The 15,313-nt window shown below is 46.0% G+C and carries 15 protein-coding genes; 4 read left to right on the top strand and 11 right to left on the bottom strand.

The genetic code is table 11. From position 1 onward, the window contains the following. Position 1 precedes the first annotated feature (1 nt). The gene (locus HAP68_RS06945) at positions 2 to 1,306 is read right to left on the bottom strand and encodes an ATP-binding protein (RefSeq protein WP_014304932.1); all 1,305 of its coding nucleotides are present in this window, start codon (positions 1,304 to 1,306) and stop codon (positions 2 to 4) included. Between the two features lie 172 nt (positions 1,307 to 1,478). Then, entirely contained in the window at positions 1,479 to 1,763 is a 285-nt protein-coding gene (locus tag HAP68_RS06940; protein WP_024085249.1) for an AbrB/MazE/SpoVT family DNA-binding domain-containing protein, read from the bottom strand. Between the two features lie 268 nt (positions 1,764 to 2,031). Here HAP68_RS06940 and mreBH point away from each other — a divergent pair, with 268 nt between their 5' ends. From mreBH to HAP68_RS06925, 3 genes are all read left to right on the top strand, one after another. Next, positions 2,032 to 3,039, top strand: coding sequence for a cell shape-determining protein MreBH (gene mreBH, locus HAP68_RS06935; protein ID WP_003154558.1), 1,008 nt, complete (start codon positions 2,032 to 2,034; stop codon positions 3,037 to 3,039). A 71-nt stretch (positions 3,040 to 3,110) separates the two neighbouring features. Further along, positions 3,111 to 3,245, top strand: coding sequence for a protein YkpC (locus tag HAP68_RS06930; protein WP_003154559.1), 135 nt, complete (start codon positions 3,111 to 3,113; stop codon positions 3,243 to 3,245). 100 nt (positions 3,246 to 3,345) lie between these two features. Further along, positions 3,346 to 4,578: an aminopeptidase gene (locus tag HAP68_RS06925; protein WP_024085248.1), complete on the top strand. Its 1,233-nt coding sequence runs from the start codon at positions 3,346 to 3,348 to the stop codon at positions 4,576 to 4,578. Positions 4,579 to 4,607: 29 nt separating this feature from the next. Here the strand turns inward: HAP68_RS06925 and HAP68_RS06920 are convergent, their stop codons facing one another. Together HAP68_RS06920 and HAP68_RS06915 are read right to left on the bottom strand one after the other, a co-directional pair. Continuing rightward, positions 4,608 to 5,516, bottom strand: a complete 909-nt coding sequence (locus HAP68_RS06920) for a ketopantoate reductase family protein (RefSeq protein WP_024085247.1) — start codon at positions 5,514 to 5,516, stop codon at positions 4,608 to 4,610. Positions 5,517 to 5,628: 112 nt separating this feature from the next. Next, complete coding sequence (locus HAP68_RS06915) at positions 5,629 to 7,248, bottom strand: ABC-F family ATP-binding cassette domain-containing protein (RefSeq protein ID WP_003154562.1); 1,620 nt, start codon at positions 7,246 to 7,248, stop codon at positions 5,629 to 5,631. A gap of 162 nt (positions 7,249 to 7,410) precedes the next feature. On the opposite strand from HAP68_RS06915, the gene HAP68_RS06910 reads away from it, so the two are divergent. Continuing rightward, positions 7,411 to 7,680 carry a hypothetical protein gene (locus HAP68_RS06910; protein WP_003154565.1) on the top strand — a complete coding sequence of 90 codons (270 nt, stop codon included), beginning with the start codon at positions 7,411 to 7,413 and terminating at the stop codon, positions 7,678 to 7,680. 37 nt (positions 7,681 to 7,717) lie between these two features. On the opposite strand, the gene sipT is transcribed toward HAP68_RS06910, so the two are convergent. The 7 genes from sipT to HAP68_RS06875 all read right to left on the bottom strand — a co-directional run bounded on the left by sipT (position 7,718) and on the right by HAP68_RS06875 (position 15,313). Next, complete coding sequence (gene sipT / locus HAP68_RS06905) at positions 7,718 to 8,335, bottom strand: signal peptidase I sipT (RefSeq protein WP_369719103.1); 618 nt, start codon at positions 8,333 to 8,335, stop codon at positions 7,718 to 7,720. A 94-nt stretch (positions 8,336 to 8,429) separates the two neighbouring features. Continuing rightward, positions 8,430 to 10,334: a PTS fructose transporter subunit IIABC gene (locus HAP68_RS06900; RefSeq protein WP_003154570.1), complete on the bottom strand. Its 1,905-nt coding sequence runs from the start codon at positions 10,332 to 10,334 to the stop codon at positions 8,430 to 8,432. Between the two features lie 14 nt (positions 10,335 to 10,348). Beyond that, on the bottom strand, positions 10,349 to 11,260 hold the full coding sequence (gene pfkB / locus HAP68_RS06895) for a 1-phosphofructokinase (RefSeq protein WP_003154572.1): 912 nt from the start codon (positions 11,258 to 11,260) through the stop codon (positions 10,349 to 10,351). Continuing rightward, complete coding sequence (locus tag HAP68_RS06890; RefSeq protein WP_003154573.1) at positions 11,257 to 12,012, bottom strand: DeoR/GlpR family DNA-binding transcription regulator; 756 nt, start codon at positions 12,010 to 12,012, stop codon at positions 11,257 to 11,259. Before HAP68_RS06890 ends, pfkB begins: the two co-directional genes overlap by 4 nt. A gap of 281 nt (positions 12,013 to 12,293) precedes the next feature. After that, positions 12,294 to 13,487 carry an ABC transporter permease gene (locus tag HAP68_RS06885; protein WP_003154574.1) on the bottom strand — a complete coding sequence of 398 codons (1,194 nt, stop codon included), beginning with the start codon at positions 13,485 to 13,487 and terminating at the stop codon, positions 12,294 to 12,296. Then, entirely contained in the window at positions 13,484 to 14,176 is a 693-nt protein-coding gene (locus tag HAP68_RS06880) for an ABC transporter ATP-binding protein (RefSeq protein WP_003154575.1), read from the bottom strand. The genes HAP68_RS06885 and HAP68_RS06880 overlap by 4 nt, the downstream gene beginning before the upstream one ends. After that, the gene (locus HAP68_RS06875; protein WP_024085246.1) at positions 14,177 to 15,313 is read right to left on the bottom strand and encodes an efflux RND transporter periplasmic adaptor subunit; all 1,137 of its coding nucleotides are present in this window, start codon (positions 15,311 to 15,313) and stop codon (positions 14,177 to 14,179) included.

Raw genomic sequence — 15,313 nt, 5'->3', positions numbered from 1 at the left:
GTTATTTTTCCTCCTTTTGGACAGCAGCCGCTTCTAAAGGCAGAATCACCTGAAACGTACTGCCTTCTCCATTTTTGCTCTTAATGTTAAGTTTACCATTATGCTCCTTCAGAATTCGTAAACAAATCGGAAGCCCGAGACCCGTTCCCTGATCTTTTGTGGAGAAAAACGGTTTCCCGATATTTTCAAGCTTTTCTTTCGACATGCCGTTTCCTTCATCCTGTATGCTGATCACCGCGTATTCTTCATCCCGTTCTGTATAAATATGAATATTCCCGCCGTCAGGCATCGCTTCAATCGCATTTTTAATAATATTGATAAATACCTGTTTCAGCTGGTTTTCGTCACCGTTGACCATACAGGACTCAGTCTGCCTGAAATCCTTCTCAATCACAGTGTTCGACAGCACCGCGTTCGTGTCAAGAAGCGTCGCCACCTGCCTTAAAATATGGTTGAGATGATGAGCGGTAAACGTCACGGTTTGCGGCTTGGCGAGCAGAAGCAGCTCCCCCAGCACGAGATCAATCCTTTTAATCTCCGAAAAAATAATATCGAAATAATCCGTTCTTTCCGGATACTGGGCTTTCATCAGCTGGAGAAAGCCGCTGACTGACGTTAAAGGATTTCTTACTTCATGGGCGATTCCTGCCGCAAGCTCCCCGGCAATGGCCAGCTTTTGAGATTGCATGGCAAGGCGTTCGTTCGTTTCCAGAAGCTCGTCGACCGCTTTTTTCCGTTCACTGATATCAGACATCGTCCCCAGGCTTCCGACAAATTTCTGTCTGCGGTCATAATACAGCTTATAATGGACTTCTCCCCAAAAGATCGTGCCGTCTCTTTTAATATATTTGGCCGTAAACATTCCTGACGGGGACTGCTGCTTGATTTGGGAGATAATATAATCAATGATATGTTTTTCTTTTATAAAATAATCATTATACATCGTGCCCATACATTCGCTGATGGAGTGGCCCGTAATCGTCGTCCAGGCCTGATTCAAATATGTAATATTCCCTTGTGAATCCGTCTGAAAAACGATTTCCTGCAGATTGTCCATGATCCGGTTTTTCTCATCTGAAAGCGCCTTTGCTTTCTGCTCGCTGTCCTTCAGCTCCGCCAGCAGCTGCTTTTTATTGTCCACATAATAAGCCAGCAGCCAGACGCTGATTAATGTGACGGCGGTAAAGGTGATGTCAACGGGCCAGTTAATCGGATTCCGTTCAATCATATAAAATAAATAATCCCAAAACATAATAAAAATCATTGCCAAGATTAAGGAAATGATACGCGCTTGATATTTTCCCATAGTCCCACCTGCCGCTAACATTTCTACATATATTGTAACATTGTTGACTGCATTATTGACTAAAAAATGATAACTATTCCCAATTAATTGAGCAGGTTCGCTTACTTTTCCCGTGAGTTTTTGCACAAGTTCATAATAAAAGGACGGAATGATGCCCCGCCCTTTTTGCTGATTATGATCTATCTTTTAACGCTTCTTCGATTTCCTCAAGCAGCATTTTCGCTCCTTCAGGACTTAAAATAATTTTGCCGTTGCCGTACTCCTGATTTTCGGAGGTAATTTCCCCGGTCATCAAGCAAATGCCGTGCGGCTTGTATTTTTTTAAGACAATTTTGTCTCCGTCAACGAAAAATTCAATACTATCTTTAATAGCGATATCCAATGCTCTTCGCAATTCAATCGGCATGACAATACGCCCGAGTTCGTCTACTTTTCTTACTACACCAATTGATTTCATAGAAATCCCCTACTTCCTTTAATGTCTCTTCTTTATGTCCAAGGAAAATCCTTCATAAACGTAGACGAAAGGAACGGAGCAAAAGTTTCTCAGCATCCGGAAATGAATGTTTTTTACAAAAGAAAGCCTTTTGAAATACGGGATACAGACTTTCCCTCCTTTTTTACAAAAACATTTCATTCCCGGCGGAAACCCCCAAAAATCGTGGTTTTTCTCAGAAACTTTAAATGTAGAATCAATTAAATCAGGATAGGGATTGGGTGAAAACATGTTTCAATCAACTGAGATCGGAATCGACTTAGGAACCGCTAATATACTTGTTTACAGTAAAAATAAAGGAATTATTTTAAATGAGCCTTCCGTTGTCGCTGTAGATACAACAACGAAAGCGGTGCTTGCCATCGGAACGGATGCCAAAAGCATGATCGGAAAGACGCCGGGGAAAATCGTCGCCGTACGGCCGATGAAAGACGGTGTCATTGCTGATTATGATATGACAACTGACTTATTAAAACACATTATGAAAAAAGCCGGAAAAAAAATCGGAATGACCTTCCGCAAACCGAATGTCGTCGTCTGCACGCCTTCAGGCTCAACAGCCGTTGAACGCCGCGCCATCAGTGACGCTGTCAAAAACTGCGGAGCGAAAAACGTTCACTTGATTGAAGAACCCGTAGCCGCTGCAATCGGGGCCGACCTCCCTGTTGACGAGCCGGTCGCAAACGTCGTCGTAGATATCGGCGGCGGTACGACTGAAGTCGCCATCATCTCATTCGGGGGCGTCGTATCCTGCCATTCGATCAGAATCGGCGGCGACCAGCTTGATGAAGATATCGCCTCGTTCGTCAGAAAAAAATACAACCTGCTGATCGGGGAACGCACGGCAGAACAAGTGAAAATGGAAATCGGATTTGCATTGATCGAACATGTGCCGGAAACGATGGAAATCCGCGGGCGTGACCTCGTAACCGGTCTGCCGAAGACAATCAGACTGCAGTCTAATGAAATTCAGCACGCGATGCGTGAGTCGCTCCTGCATATTCTTGAAGCGATCAGAGCGACGCTTGAAGATTGTCCGCCGGAGCTCAGCGGTGATATCGTTGACCGCGGCGTCGTGTTAACCGGCGGAGGCTCCCTTTTAAACGGGATGAAAGAATGGCTGACAGATGAAATCGTCGTTCCCGTTCATTTGGCGGCAAATCCGCTTGAATCAGTGGCTATCGGCACTGGACGTTCATTAGACGTCATCGACAAGCTGCAAAAAGCGATTAAATAATAAGATTGTGCTTCTTTTTTCTCCGGCCGGCTCATATTGTGAGAACTGGAGAAACATTAAGGAGGAAGCATATGCTTAGAGATGTGGGAAGACGCGTAGCAGTAGCCGTCATTTTAAGCGGAATTATTTTGGGGGGTATGAGCATTTCACTGGCCAATATGCCCCATTCTCCGGCCGGCGGCGCCGTAAAACTGAATCACCCGTAAAGACGCAGCAAAAGCTGTGTCTTTTTCGTTTGTGCTCCTTCCTTTCCTTTATGAGGCGATATTTGATATGATGAGAAAAACCGATGAGGAGGAATGAACGATGAGTTCGTTTACTGAAAAGTTAAATACATATGCTCAGCTGGCGGTAGAAGTCGGCGTCAATGTCCAAAAAGGACAGCATGTCGTAATCAATGCCTCAACTGATGTCCGGGAACTTGTCAGACTGCTTGCCAAACATTCTTATGAAAAAGGCGCAAAAAACGTCACCGTAAATTGGCAGGACGATGAACTGTCCAGATTAAAATACGAGATGGCACCTTTTGAAGCGTTTGAAGAGTATCCTGAATGGGAAGCAAAAGGCAAAGAAGAGCTCGCGAAAAAAGGGGCTGCGTTTATTTCTGTCGTCTCATCCGACCCCGACCTGCTAAAAGGCGCTGACGGCAAACGGATTGCAGCGTTCCAAAAAGCCGCCGGAAAAGCATTGCATACATACAGACAATATATTCAATCAGATAAGGTCAGCTGGACGGTGATCGGAGCGGCTTCAACAGGCTGGGCGAAAAAAGTGTTCCCGGATCAGCCGGAAGAAACAGCCGTTCAGCTTTTATGGGAAGAAATTTTCAAAACAACCCGCGTAAATGAAGAAAACCCTGTGGAAGCATGGAAAAAACACGATCAAAATCTTCATGAAAAAGTGGAACACCTGAACAAAAAACATTACAGCGCCCTGCATTATCAGGCTGAAGGAACAGACTTAACCATTGAACTGCCGAAAAAACATGTATGGGCAGGCGCGGGAAGCGTGAATGAAAGCGGGCATGAATTCATGGCCAACATGCCGACAGAAGAGGTTTTCACCCTTCCGCAGCGTGACAGGGTGAACGGCACGGTTTCCAGCACGAAACCGCTGAGCTACGGCGGCAACATTATTGATAACTTCACTCTTACCTTTGAAAACGGGCGCATTGTCGATGTGAAAGCTGAAAAAGGCGAGGAGATTTTAAAAGGCATCGTCGAAACCGATGAAGGCTCACACTATCTCGGTGAAGTGGCCTTAGTGCCTTACGATTCACCGATTTCACAATCAAATATTTTATTTTACAACACACTGTACGATGAAAACGCCTCTAACCACTTGGCGATCGGCAGTGCGTATGCCTTTAATATTGAGGGCGGCAAACAAATGACACGGGAAGAGCTTGTCAAAGAGGGCTTAAATGAAAGCATTACACACGTAGATTTTATGGTCGGTTCCAAAGACATGAATATCGACGGCATTACCGCGGACGGCAAAAAAGAACCGATCTTCAGAAACGGAAACTGGGCATTTTAATAAAAAAAGGAGGCGATCAGGCCTCCTTTTTATTTCGCTTCATACATTTGCAAGTTGGCGCAGACGGTTTCCAAAACAGGTGTATCAATTGACAAGTCTTTCGCTTTCTCAAGCAAAAAGCCGTGTAAATGATCACCTTCCGTCACCCTGCCCTTTTCCATATCTCTCAGCATCGACGATTTCATATGGTAAGACATGCTTGTCAATGTGCGATAACTCTCTTCTTCCAGACCAGGATCTTTCGGGATGCCGGCAGCCTTGAAAATGGCTCCGATTTCAGCAAAGAGGCGCTTTGCCGTGCTGCGGCCGCCTTCTGTTTCTAAAATCGGTCCGACCGGCTGTTGAAACAGAGTGGTCACTCCCGCCTGCGCGGCAATAAACATATATTTTTTCCAAATGTCCTTTTCAATATCCCCGCTGATGATGACATCCGCTTTCACGCCTGCAAATGCGTTTTCCAGCTCATTCATACGTTCTGTGCGCTCCCCGTTCCATTCACCGAAAACAAAACGGTGGGCAGCGCTCGTATGAAGAATTTCCCCTTTGTCGTTAAGGGCGCTCTCAATAAAGCAGAGGCCGCCCAGCACCTGCCGTTTTGAAAAAGCTTCAAACAGCTGGTTATAGTGCCTGTATCCGTTTAAAAAAGGAATAATGACCGACGAAGGCTTGACAAACGGTTTGACATCCCGAATGACGTCCTGCAAAGAATACGCTTTTGAAGCGATGATAACGGCGTCAAATGCTCCTTCTTCGCCCGCCAACATTAATTTCGGCTTGATTGAAACATCACCTTTTGCACTTTTGACGGTCAAACCCGTTTCTTGTAATTGTTCCGCCCGTTTCTTGCGGACGAGAAATGTAACGTCATTTCCCTTTTCTGCAAGACGCGCACCGATATATCCGCCCACTCCCCCAGCTCCGGCAACTAAAAACTTCATGATGCATTCCTCCGTCTCTTTTCAATTTATGTATTCCTTTATTGTAATGGGAAGTCAGAAGATTGAAAACTTTTTTCATAAATAAAAAAGCAGAGTCTCCCCTGCTTCTTTATTACGCGTATAGCTCTTCAAGCTTTTTCTGCACATCCGCGTTTTCAAGAAATTCGTCATAAGACATTTGTTTGTCAACAATGCCTTTAGGCGTTAATTCAATGATGCGGTTGGCAATTGTCTGTACAAACTGATGGTCATGAGATGAAAACAGCATAGCGCCTTTAAAGCTGATTAAGCCGTTGTTAAGCGCTGTAATGGATTCCAAATCTAAGTGGTTTGTCGGTTCATCCAGAATTAAGATATTCGCGCCGGAAAGCATCGCTTTTGAAAGCATGCAGCGTACTTTTTCTCCTCCGGAAAGGACGTTTGATTTTTTGTTGACTTCTTCTCCTGAGAACAGCATGCGTCCTAAGAAACCGCGCAGAAAGCTTTCGCTTTGGTCATGCGGCGAGTATTGGCGGAGCCAGTCGACAAGGTTCGCATCGCTGCCGTCAAAATATTCGCTGTTGTCTTTAGGGAAGTACGCCTGAGAAGTGGTCACGCCCCATTTAAATGTGCCGCTGTCTGCTTCCATTTCCCCGGAAATGATTTTAAACAATGTCGTAACGGCAAGTTCGTTGCGGCCCGTAAATGCGATTTTGTCTTCTCTGTTCATAATAAAGCTGACGTTATCAAGCACCTTAACCCCGTCAATCGTTTTTGTTAAGCCTTCAACCCGCAGCACGTCATTTCCGATCTCGCGTTCCGGCGTGAAATTGACATAAGGATAACGGCGTGATGACGGTTTGATATCATCAAGCGTGATTTTATCAAGGAGTTTCTTTCTTGATGTCGCCTGCTTTGATTTAGAGGCGTTGGCGCTGAATCTGGCCACGAACTCCTGAAGCTGTTTAATCTGCTCTTCTTTTTTCTTGTTGGCTTCCTGAGAAAGCTTTAAAGCAAGCTGGCTTGATTCATACCAGAAATCATAGTTGCCGACGTACACTTGAATTTTATTAAAATCAAGATCGGCGATGTGCGTGCACACTTTATTTAAAAAGTGACGGTCATGGGATACGACGATAACTGTGTTCTCAAAGTTGATTAAAAACTCTTCCAGCCACTGAATCGCTTTCAGATCCAAGTGGTTGGTCGGTTCATCAAGCAGCAGAACGTCCGGCTTGCCGAACAGCGCCTGTGCCAAAAGCACTTTCACCTTTTCTGAACCGCCTAAGTCGGCCATTTTCTTCGTATGCAGGTCTTCAGAGATGCCCAGCCCCTTTAACAAAATAGCGGCTTCACTTTCAGCTTCCCATCCGTTTAATTCCGCAAACTCTCCTTCAAGCTCAGCGGCGCGGATGCCGTCTTCATCTGAAAAATCAGGCTTCATATAAATCGCGTCTTTTTCCTGCATGACTTCGTATAAACGTTTATGTCCCATAATGACGACTTTCAGCACTTCGCAGTCTTCATATTCAAAGTGGTTCTGCTTCAGAATGGCAAGACGTTCGCCCGGACTCATATGGACATCGCCGGTCTGAGGCTCCAGCTCACCGGATAAAATTTTCAAAAATGTTGATTTTCCGGCACCGTTTGCGCCTATTAATCCGTAGCAGTTGCCCGGCGTAAATTTAATATTGACATCTTCAAATAACTTGCGATCCGCAAAACGCAAGCTCACATTATTTACAGCAATCATTTAGAATCCTCCATCGTGTCTATCATCATTAAAAGTATACCATGAATAAAGGGGAAGAGAAATGTTTCCCTGCGAATATACGGGTTTGAAAAGATGCAGGCGTCAAACCCGGAGCGCTGTGATACAATAGATATATATACATATTCATCACGGAGGAACAAGTTGAAGCTTTTAACACTCACAGAATACTGTCTTATGATTTTCTTCACCGGGGTTTTTCTGGCCGTCACAGGCTTTACGGCACGTGACATCGGCTTGTACGTCGGAATCGCCCTCATTTATACGTTTTCGCATCTCTTTTCCAAACGGATGCTTGAAAGACGCGGCAAAGAGAAGAAGCAGGTGAATCTTTTTTTCAGCGTTCTGGCCATTGTCGGATCAGTGCTGGCCACGGTATTGTTCATCGCCGTCGCGGCCTCGTTTGCCAAATAAAAAACGCCTGCTGTCCGAATCGGGCAGCGCGGCGTTTTTATTTTGTCTGACGCATATCATGAAACGGGAAGAACACAAACTTCGAGGTGCCGACGATCCGGTTTTCGGCAATTAAGCCGAGGCCGTTCCGGCTGTCCATTGAGTTCAGCCGATTGTCGCCCATGACGAAGTATTTGCCTTTCGGAACCTTTACGGGGCCGAAATCTCCCGTCAGGTTGACTCCCAGTTTTTTCGCTTCTTTTTTATTGCTCGCGAGGTACGGTTCTGCGATTTTTTTGCCGTTTATGTAAAGCGTGTCATTTTTCATTTCCACCGTTTCTCCCGGTTTTCCGATGAGCCGCTTTACATAATGGACTTTCGATGTATCGCCGTTAATAATGACGATGTCCCCCCGCTCGATTTCTCCGATATAATTGACGCTTTTGTTGACAAACAGTCTTTCACCGTCATGTAATGTCGGGTACATTGATGATCCTTCCACTAAGTACGGTTCAAACAGGAAATGGCGGATTAACAGCGCAAGTGCAACCGCTATAATGATGGCCTTTCCCCATTCCCAATACGTGTTGGATTTTCTTTTTACCGATTTTTCAGAAGTAGGTTTTTGTTCTTCAGTCAACGTGGTTCCTCCTAGACGATCACTGTTTCGGTTCATGTACCATCTTTACTTTATCACAACTCATCACAAAATACATAACGCTTCTATGCGTATATGATTGAAAAAAGCGCCCGTAAAGGACGCTTTTCGCTTATTTCTCTACTACCGGTTTTTTGATGATTCCCAAGATAACCGCCGTTACAATCGCTCCGATCACGATGCTCATTAAGTAAAGCAGCGGATGGTTCGTAATGAATGCAACGAATATCCCTCCGTGCGGTGCAGGAAGCGTTACCCGGAAAAACTCTGTCAGTCCGCCCGCTACCGCAGAACCGACAACGGCTGCAGGGATGACGCGAAGCGGATCAGCCGCTGCAAACGGGATGGCGCCTTCTGTAACGAAAGCTGCTCCCATGAAGTAGCACGTAATACCGGCTTCACGGTCACGTTTAGAGAATTTGTGTTTAAAGAATGTTGTCGCCAGTGCGATTCCAAGCGGCGGAGCCATTCCGCCCGCCATGATGGCCGCATGCGGCGCATAGTTTCCGGCATCGATCATCGCGATACCGAAAGTGAAGGCCGCTTTATTGAGCGGGCCGCCCATGTCGATAGCCATCATACCGCCTAAAATAATACCCATTAAGACAAGGTTTCCAGTTCCAAGGCTTTCAAGCCAATTTGTTAAGAAATTCATAAACGCTGCTACAGGTGTGTTAATGACAAACTGCATCAGGACACCGGTGATAAAAATACCGAGCAGCGGATAAATCAATACAGGTTTTAATCCGTCAAGAGTCTGAGGAATAAAGACAAACAGCTTTTTCAAAAGGACTACGACATAACCGGCTAAGAATCCCGCAATCAGTCCGCCCAAGAATCCGGCATTCGCCTGCGTAGCCATAAATCCGCCGACCATACCCGGCGCAAACCCCGGACGATCCGCAATACTCATTGCGATGAATCCGGCAAGTACTGCAACAATCAGCTTTAACGCATTACCGTCACCGATAAAGTTCAGCGCTGCAGCAAACGTGTTGTATGTCGGGTCTTTCGGATCAGCTGAATGAATTCCCCAGAAGAATGAAATCGCAACGAGAATTCCGCCGCCGACGACAAATGGCAGCATGTTGCTGACACCGCTCATTAAGTGTTTATAGAAAGTACTCCCGATGCTTGTGCCTGATTTCTGTTTCGGGCCGTCTTCATTTGATGCGGAAGATCCTCCGCCGCTGCCCTCGTAAATCGGCGCATCTTGGTTAACGGCTTTTTCAATCAGTTCCTGTGGACGCCTGATACCGGCCGTCACAGGCACTTGAAGAACATGTTTGCCTTTAAAGCGCTCCATTTCAACCTGTTTATCAGCCGCCACGATAATCGCAGGCGCGTCTTCAATTTCTTGAGCCGTCAGCTTATGTTTAATACCGCTTGAGCCGTTTGTCTCGACTTTAATGTCAACACCGAGCTCTTTCGCTTTTTCTTTCAATGCGTCAGCTGCCATGAACGTATGAGCGATACCTGTCGGGCATGCCGTAACCGCAAGGATTTTCCCTTTTCCTGACGGCGCTGCCTGTTCTTCCTGCTCTTCTTCTTCCTCATCGTCATCTTTGTCATGCTGATTGATGATGTCAATGATCGCATCTTCTGATTCAGCTTCAAGAAGCTGTTTGCGGATTTCCTCACGCATAAGAAGCGTTGAAAGTCTTGATAATGCCTCAAGATGCGTATTGTTCGCTCCTTCGGTTGCCGCAATCATAAAGACCAAGTGTGCCGGCTGACCGTCTAATGATTCATAATCCACACCATCTTTTGAACGGCCGAATGCGATGGCCGGGTTAATGACGCTCGCCGTCTTCGCGTGAGGAATGGCAATACCTTCGCCGATTCCCGTCGAGCTTTGGCTTTCACGATTTAAAATGGCTGCTTTGTAAGCCTCTCTGTCATTTAATCTGCCGGCTTTGTCAAGCACTGTCACCATTTCATCGATAACGTTTTCTTTCTCTTTGCTTTCTATATTGAGATGAATTGTATCTCTTGTTAACAGCTCAGTTATCTTCACTTTTCTTTCCTCCTCTATAGACGTGTGACTTTAACTTCAGGAAGAAGCTGCTGTACAAACTCTTCAGTTCCGAGTTCTTCAGAAAATGCCGTCGCGCTTCCGGAAGCAACTCCTAAACGGAACGCATCTTCCAAAGGCAGCTGTTTTGAAATTCCCGCAAGGAATCCCGCGACGACGGAATCACCTGCGCCTACCGAATTGACAAGCTTTCCTTTAGGAACATTGGCGAGGAAAACCGCCTCTTTCGTAAATAAAAGCGCACCGTCGCCAGCCATCGAAACAATCGCGTGTTCAGCGCCTTGTTCAATTAATTTTTTACCGTAAGGAACGGCAGCTTCGGCTGAATCAATGACCGTATTGAACATTTCCCCAAGCTCATGATGATTCGGCTTCATCAAAAACGGTTTCATTTCTGTCGCTTTCATCAGCGCTTCACCGGAGATGTCCACCACTACCCGGGCATTCTGCTTTCTGCATGCCTCAGCAATTTTTTCATACGTGTTATGCGGCAGGGAAGAAGGGATGCTTCCCGCTAAAACGACGATGTCTCCCTCTTCCAGAGCGGAGAACTGTTCTAAAAAGGCATTGAACACTTCGTCTGAAATCGTCGGGCCCTGTCCGTTAATTTCCGTTTCATCGCCCGTTTTCAGTTTTACATTTATACGCGTGTCTTCATCCACCTCAGAAAAAGCCGTTTCCAGACCTTCCTGCTGCAAAAATGACGTGATATAATTTCCGGTAAATCCGCCGACAAACCCCAATGCTTTTGACGGCACATGGTGTCTTTTCAGTAATCTCGAAACGTTGATGCCTTTTCCGCCGGGATACTTCGTGTCATAGCTGGAACGGTTTAAACCGCCTACGGCAAAATCTTCAACGTGAACGATATAGTCAACAGACGGATTGAGAGTTACAGTGTAAATCATGGTTTCACTACCTTTACGACAGTTTTTTCTTGGTAATCATCGAATGCAAGTTCTTCAGCTTCAGTGGTAATGATAGCTGCATCGCCCAAGGCGGCGAACGCTGCGAAAGAAATCTCGCCGAATTTAGAAGGATCGGCTAAAACATACGCATTTTTCGCCTGTCTCACAGCCTTTGTCTTCAGAAGAGCCTCATCCGGATCGGGTGTTGTAAAGCCGGCTTCAATGTGCACGCCGTTCACCCCGAGAAAGCTTTTGTCAAAACGGTACTGGCTGACCGCCGTTAATGAGGCGCCGCCGATCATCGCACCTGTTCTATGCTTCACATATCCTCCGAGAAGATAAAAAGGAATCCCCTTCCTTATTAAAGCGTCGATATGCATAACCCCGTTTGTGACAACCACAATGTCCTTTGTATGATCTATAAAATCAATCATGTGCAATGTAGTTGTTCCCGCATCAAGGTAAATACAGTCACCTTCTTCTAATAAAGATGCCGCTTCTTCAGCGATCTTCAGTTTATCCTGAAGGTTTTTGGAGGATTTTTCAAGCATATCGGGTTCTTGCCTGCTGTTGGAAAGTTTAGACGCCCCGCCGTGAACGCGCTTTAAAAATCCGCGCTCTTCAAGTGTTGATAAATCTCTTCTGATCGTTGATTCAGAAGCGTTTGTCATGCTTATCAGCTCTTGAATCTTCACCACATCTCGCTTTTCAATCTGATCCATAATCAGCTGATACCTTTCAGGAGTAAGCATATTCCGCCTCCTTTGAAAACGTATTCATTTCGGCTGCAAGATAATTGTAAACGCTTTTTTTACTTCAAGCAACTAAAATCACTCAAATTCATTCAATAACTATCAAAATCTTTCACATTTGTTCATATTAACGTATGTACATAGGGTTTGTAAACTGTAAATTCGACAAAAAGGGGGACAATTGTATGACATTTTCTTTTTATCATAAATGAAAAAAGTCTATTATATTCATTCAATCATTAAAACACAAAAAACCCCATGCAGACTGCATGGGGCGCCGGTTATTCATACCGTAACGCTTCAATCGGATCTAAGCGTGATGCTTTGTTGGCGGGCAGCATGCCGAAGATGACGCCAATCAGCATACTGAACAGCACGCCGATACAAACCACCTGCCAGGAAACGAGCGACGGCCAGCCTGCGATAAGGGAAACGAGTGTTGCTCCCCCGTAGCCGAGACCGATTCCGATTAAGCCGCCGATTAAAGTAAGCACAACAGATTCAATTAAGAATTGTGTCAGAATCTGTCCTCTCGTGGCACCGAGCGATTTGCGGATGCCGATTTCTCTTGTCCGTTCCGTCACTGATACGAGCATAATATTCATGACCCCGATCCCGCCGACAACGAGAGAAATACCGGCGATCGAACCGATGATCGTCGTCATAACGGTCGTGACCTGACCGATTCCCGCCGCGATTTCTTCCATATTCATGACTTGATAGGCCTCTTTTGTACCGTGATTGTCATTTAAGAGACGGGCCGCTTCTTTTCCTGTTGTTTTGATTTGATCAGCGGACTCCGTCTGAACGGAAACGTTGCTGTAGTCGTTAGTACCGAAAGACGTTTTCAGCATGTTGAACGGCACATACATTTCACTGAGTCCTAACGATAAAAAGCCGCTCTCTTCTTTCAGTACGCCGATTACTTCTACGGGCTGTCCGCCGGCCCAGACGATTTTCCCGAGCGGAGACGTTTTCCCGAACAGCTTTTCAGCCATTTTTTTCGAGATGATTCCCGCTCTTTTCCCGGAAAGAAAATCATTGTCCGTAAACGTCCGTCCATCTTGAACGTCCAGCTTTTTTACGTCCAAGTAGCCGCTGTTAATGCCGTTCAGCGTAATATCCGTGTCTTCTTCATGGTAACGGGCCGTCATGGATTTTACCGCGGAAGCGACAACCTGCTTTACGCCGTCCACTCCTTTTAATCCATTAATATCTTCTTCTGTAAAACTCGCTTGCTGTAAGGCGTTCGGATTGGCTGTTAATTCTTCATCACTGGGCATGTAAAACAATTCAATCGTATTGCCCGGCCCGCTGATGGATTGCTTCAGCATTTGCTCTCCGCCCTGGCCGACAGCCACAACAACGATAACTGAACCGACGCCGATAATGATTCCGAGCATTGTCAGAATCGATCTCAGCTTGTGAGCTCTTACGGAACTGAGGGCCATCCGGAGATTTTCTGACAGGCTCATTCCCCCACTCTCCTCTGCTCAGAATCGCGGGAAACGATCATGCCGTCACGGACGAAAATCACTCTGTTTGTACAGTCCGCCACTTCAGGCTCATGAGTGACAAGCACCACGGTCACGCCCTCTGCATTAAGCTCTGTGAACTGCTCCATAATGGAAATGCTTGTTTTCGTATCCAGCGCGCCGGTCGGTTCATCAGCTAAAATGAGCTTCGGTTCGTTCACGATGGCTCTTGCAATCGCGACACGCTGCTTCTGGCCGCCGGACAGCTCATTCGGCATGTGACGCATCCGATCCGCCAAACCGACTTTTTCCAGCGCGTGCTCAGCCCGTTCCTCACGCTCTTTTTTGCCGATACCGGCGTAGATCATGGGAAGTTCGACATTTTTTCTTGCATTCAATCGCGGCAGCAGCTGAAACTGCTGAAAGACAAAACCGATTGATTTGTTCCGGACCGCCGCAAGCTCTTTTTCGGTGCATGAAGAAACATCTTCGCCCGCAAGACTGTAATTGCCGGACGTCGGTCTGTCCAGACAGCCGATGATATTCATGATCGTAGATTTTCCCGATCCCGAGGGTCCCATAATTGACACATATTCTCCTTCTTCAATCGTCAGGTCGATTGAACGGAGAACATCAAACGTCTCCTTGCCGATCTGATAGCTTTTTTTCACCTTTGAAAGCTGAATCATCTATGCTTTCACATCCGTTCCGTCAGTCAAACCGTCAGCCGGATTCAGAATGACTTTATCATCCTTTGAAAGCCCCTCTTTTATCTCCGTAAGCTGATTTGCGGTATCGCCGACTTTAACTTTCACGCGTTTGGCCTTCCCGTCTTTTACCGTAAAGACCCAGTGCTCATCTCCGTCTTTTTTGACTGCGGAGGACGGCAGCGTGTCGGCTTTCCGTTTGTCGGTTTCAATGTTCATAATTAATTTAAATCCCGGCTTGCCTTCCGGAAGGTTTCCGATCAGCTTAACCTGAAACGGATACTGGACGGCTTGTTCCGTGCTTTCCCCCGAAGCAGCGCTTGACTTTTGATCCGGAACGAGGCCGACAGCCGCCACTCTCCCTTTCCACGTTTTACCGGGGATGGCGTCTGAGGTGATTGTAACGCTTTGGCCCTTTTTCACTTTCAGCGTGTCGTATTCGGACAAATTGCCGGCAACGACCAGGTGTTCCGGGTCTCCTATATGTATAACCGGTTCTTGAATATCCGATTTTTTAGAAGCCGCTTCTTGATTTACCGAGATAACCGTCCCGTCCATCTCACTCTTAACATTGAGATTCGACACTTGATTTTCAAGAGACTGCTTTTGCAAATCAGATTGCTTTAATTCGATTTCCGCCGTTTTTTGCTGAAGCTGCAGATCAGTCCGTTCGGATTCAATTTGTTTTTTGGCTTCCGCTTCTCCCACTTGTTTTGCCAGATCTTGTTCCTTGCTGTTTAATGCTCTGAGTTTTTCTTCAACTTGTTCGATTTGCATCCGTTTTGATTGTTCCGTCAACTCATTTTGTTCTTTATCAAGGTTGAGCTGCTCATTTGTATACGTGACTAACGACGACCCTTTTTTTACTTTGTCGCCTTCTTTTACTTTCACTTTATCAAGAGTTCCTTTATCTGCTTCATAAAAAACATACTGTTCTTTAGAGAATTTAAGTGTTCCCGGAACCATAACCGTAGATGAGATTTCTCTGTTTTCCATGGTTCCGGTTTCGATTTTTTTTTCGGCGCTGCCGCCCGCGGGAGCGGCAGACTTATAAATATTGATACCGATGAATACTGCAACAATTACGGCGATGCCGATTCCGATCCAAATTTTTTTCAT

The sequence above is a fragment of the Bacillus sp. Bvel1 genome (assembly GCF_014872755.1).
Lineage (GTDB): Bacteria > Bacillota > Bacilli > Bacillales > Bacillaceae > Bacillus > Bacillus velezensis.
This window is presented reverse-complemented; position numbering and strand designations above follow the sequence as displayed.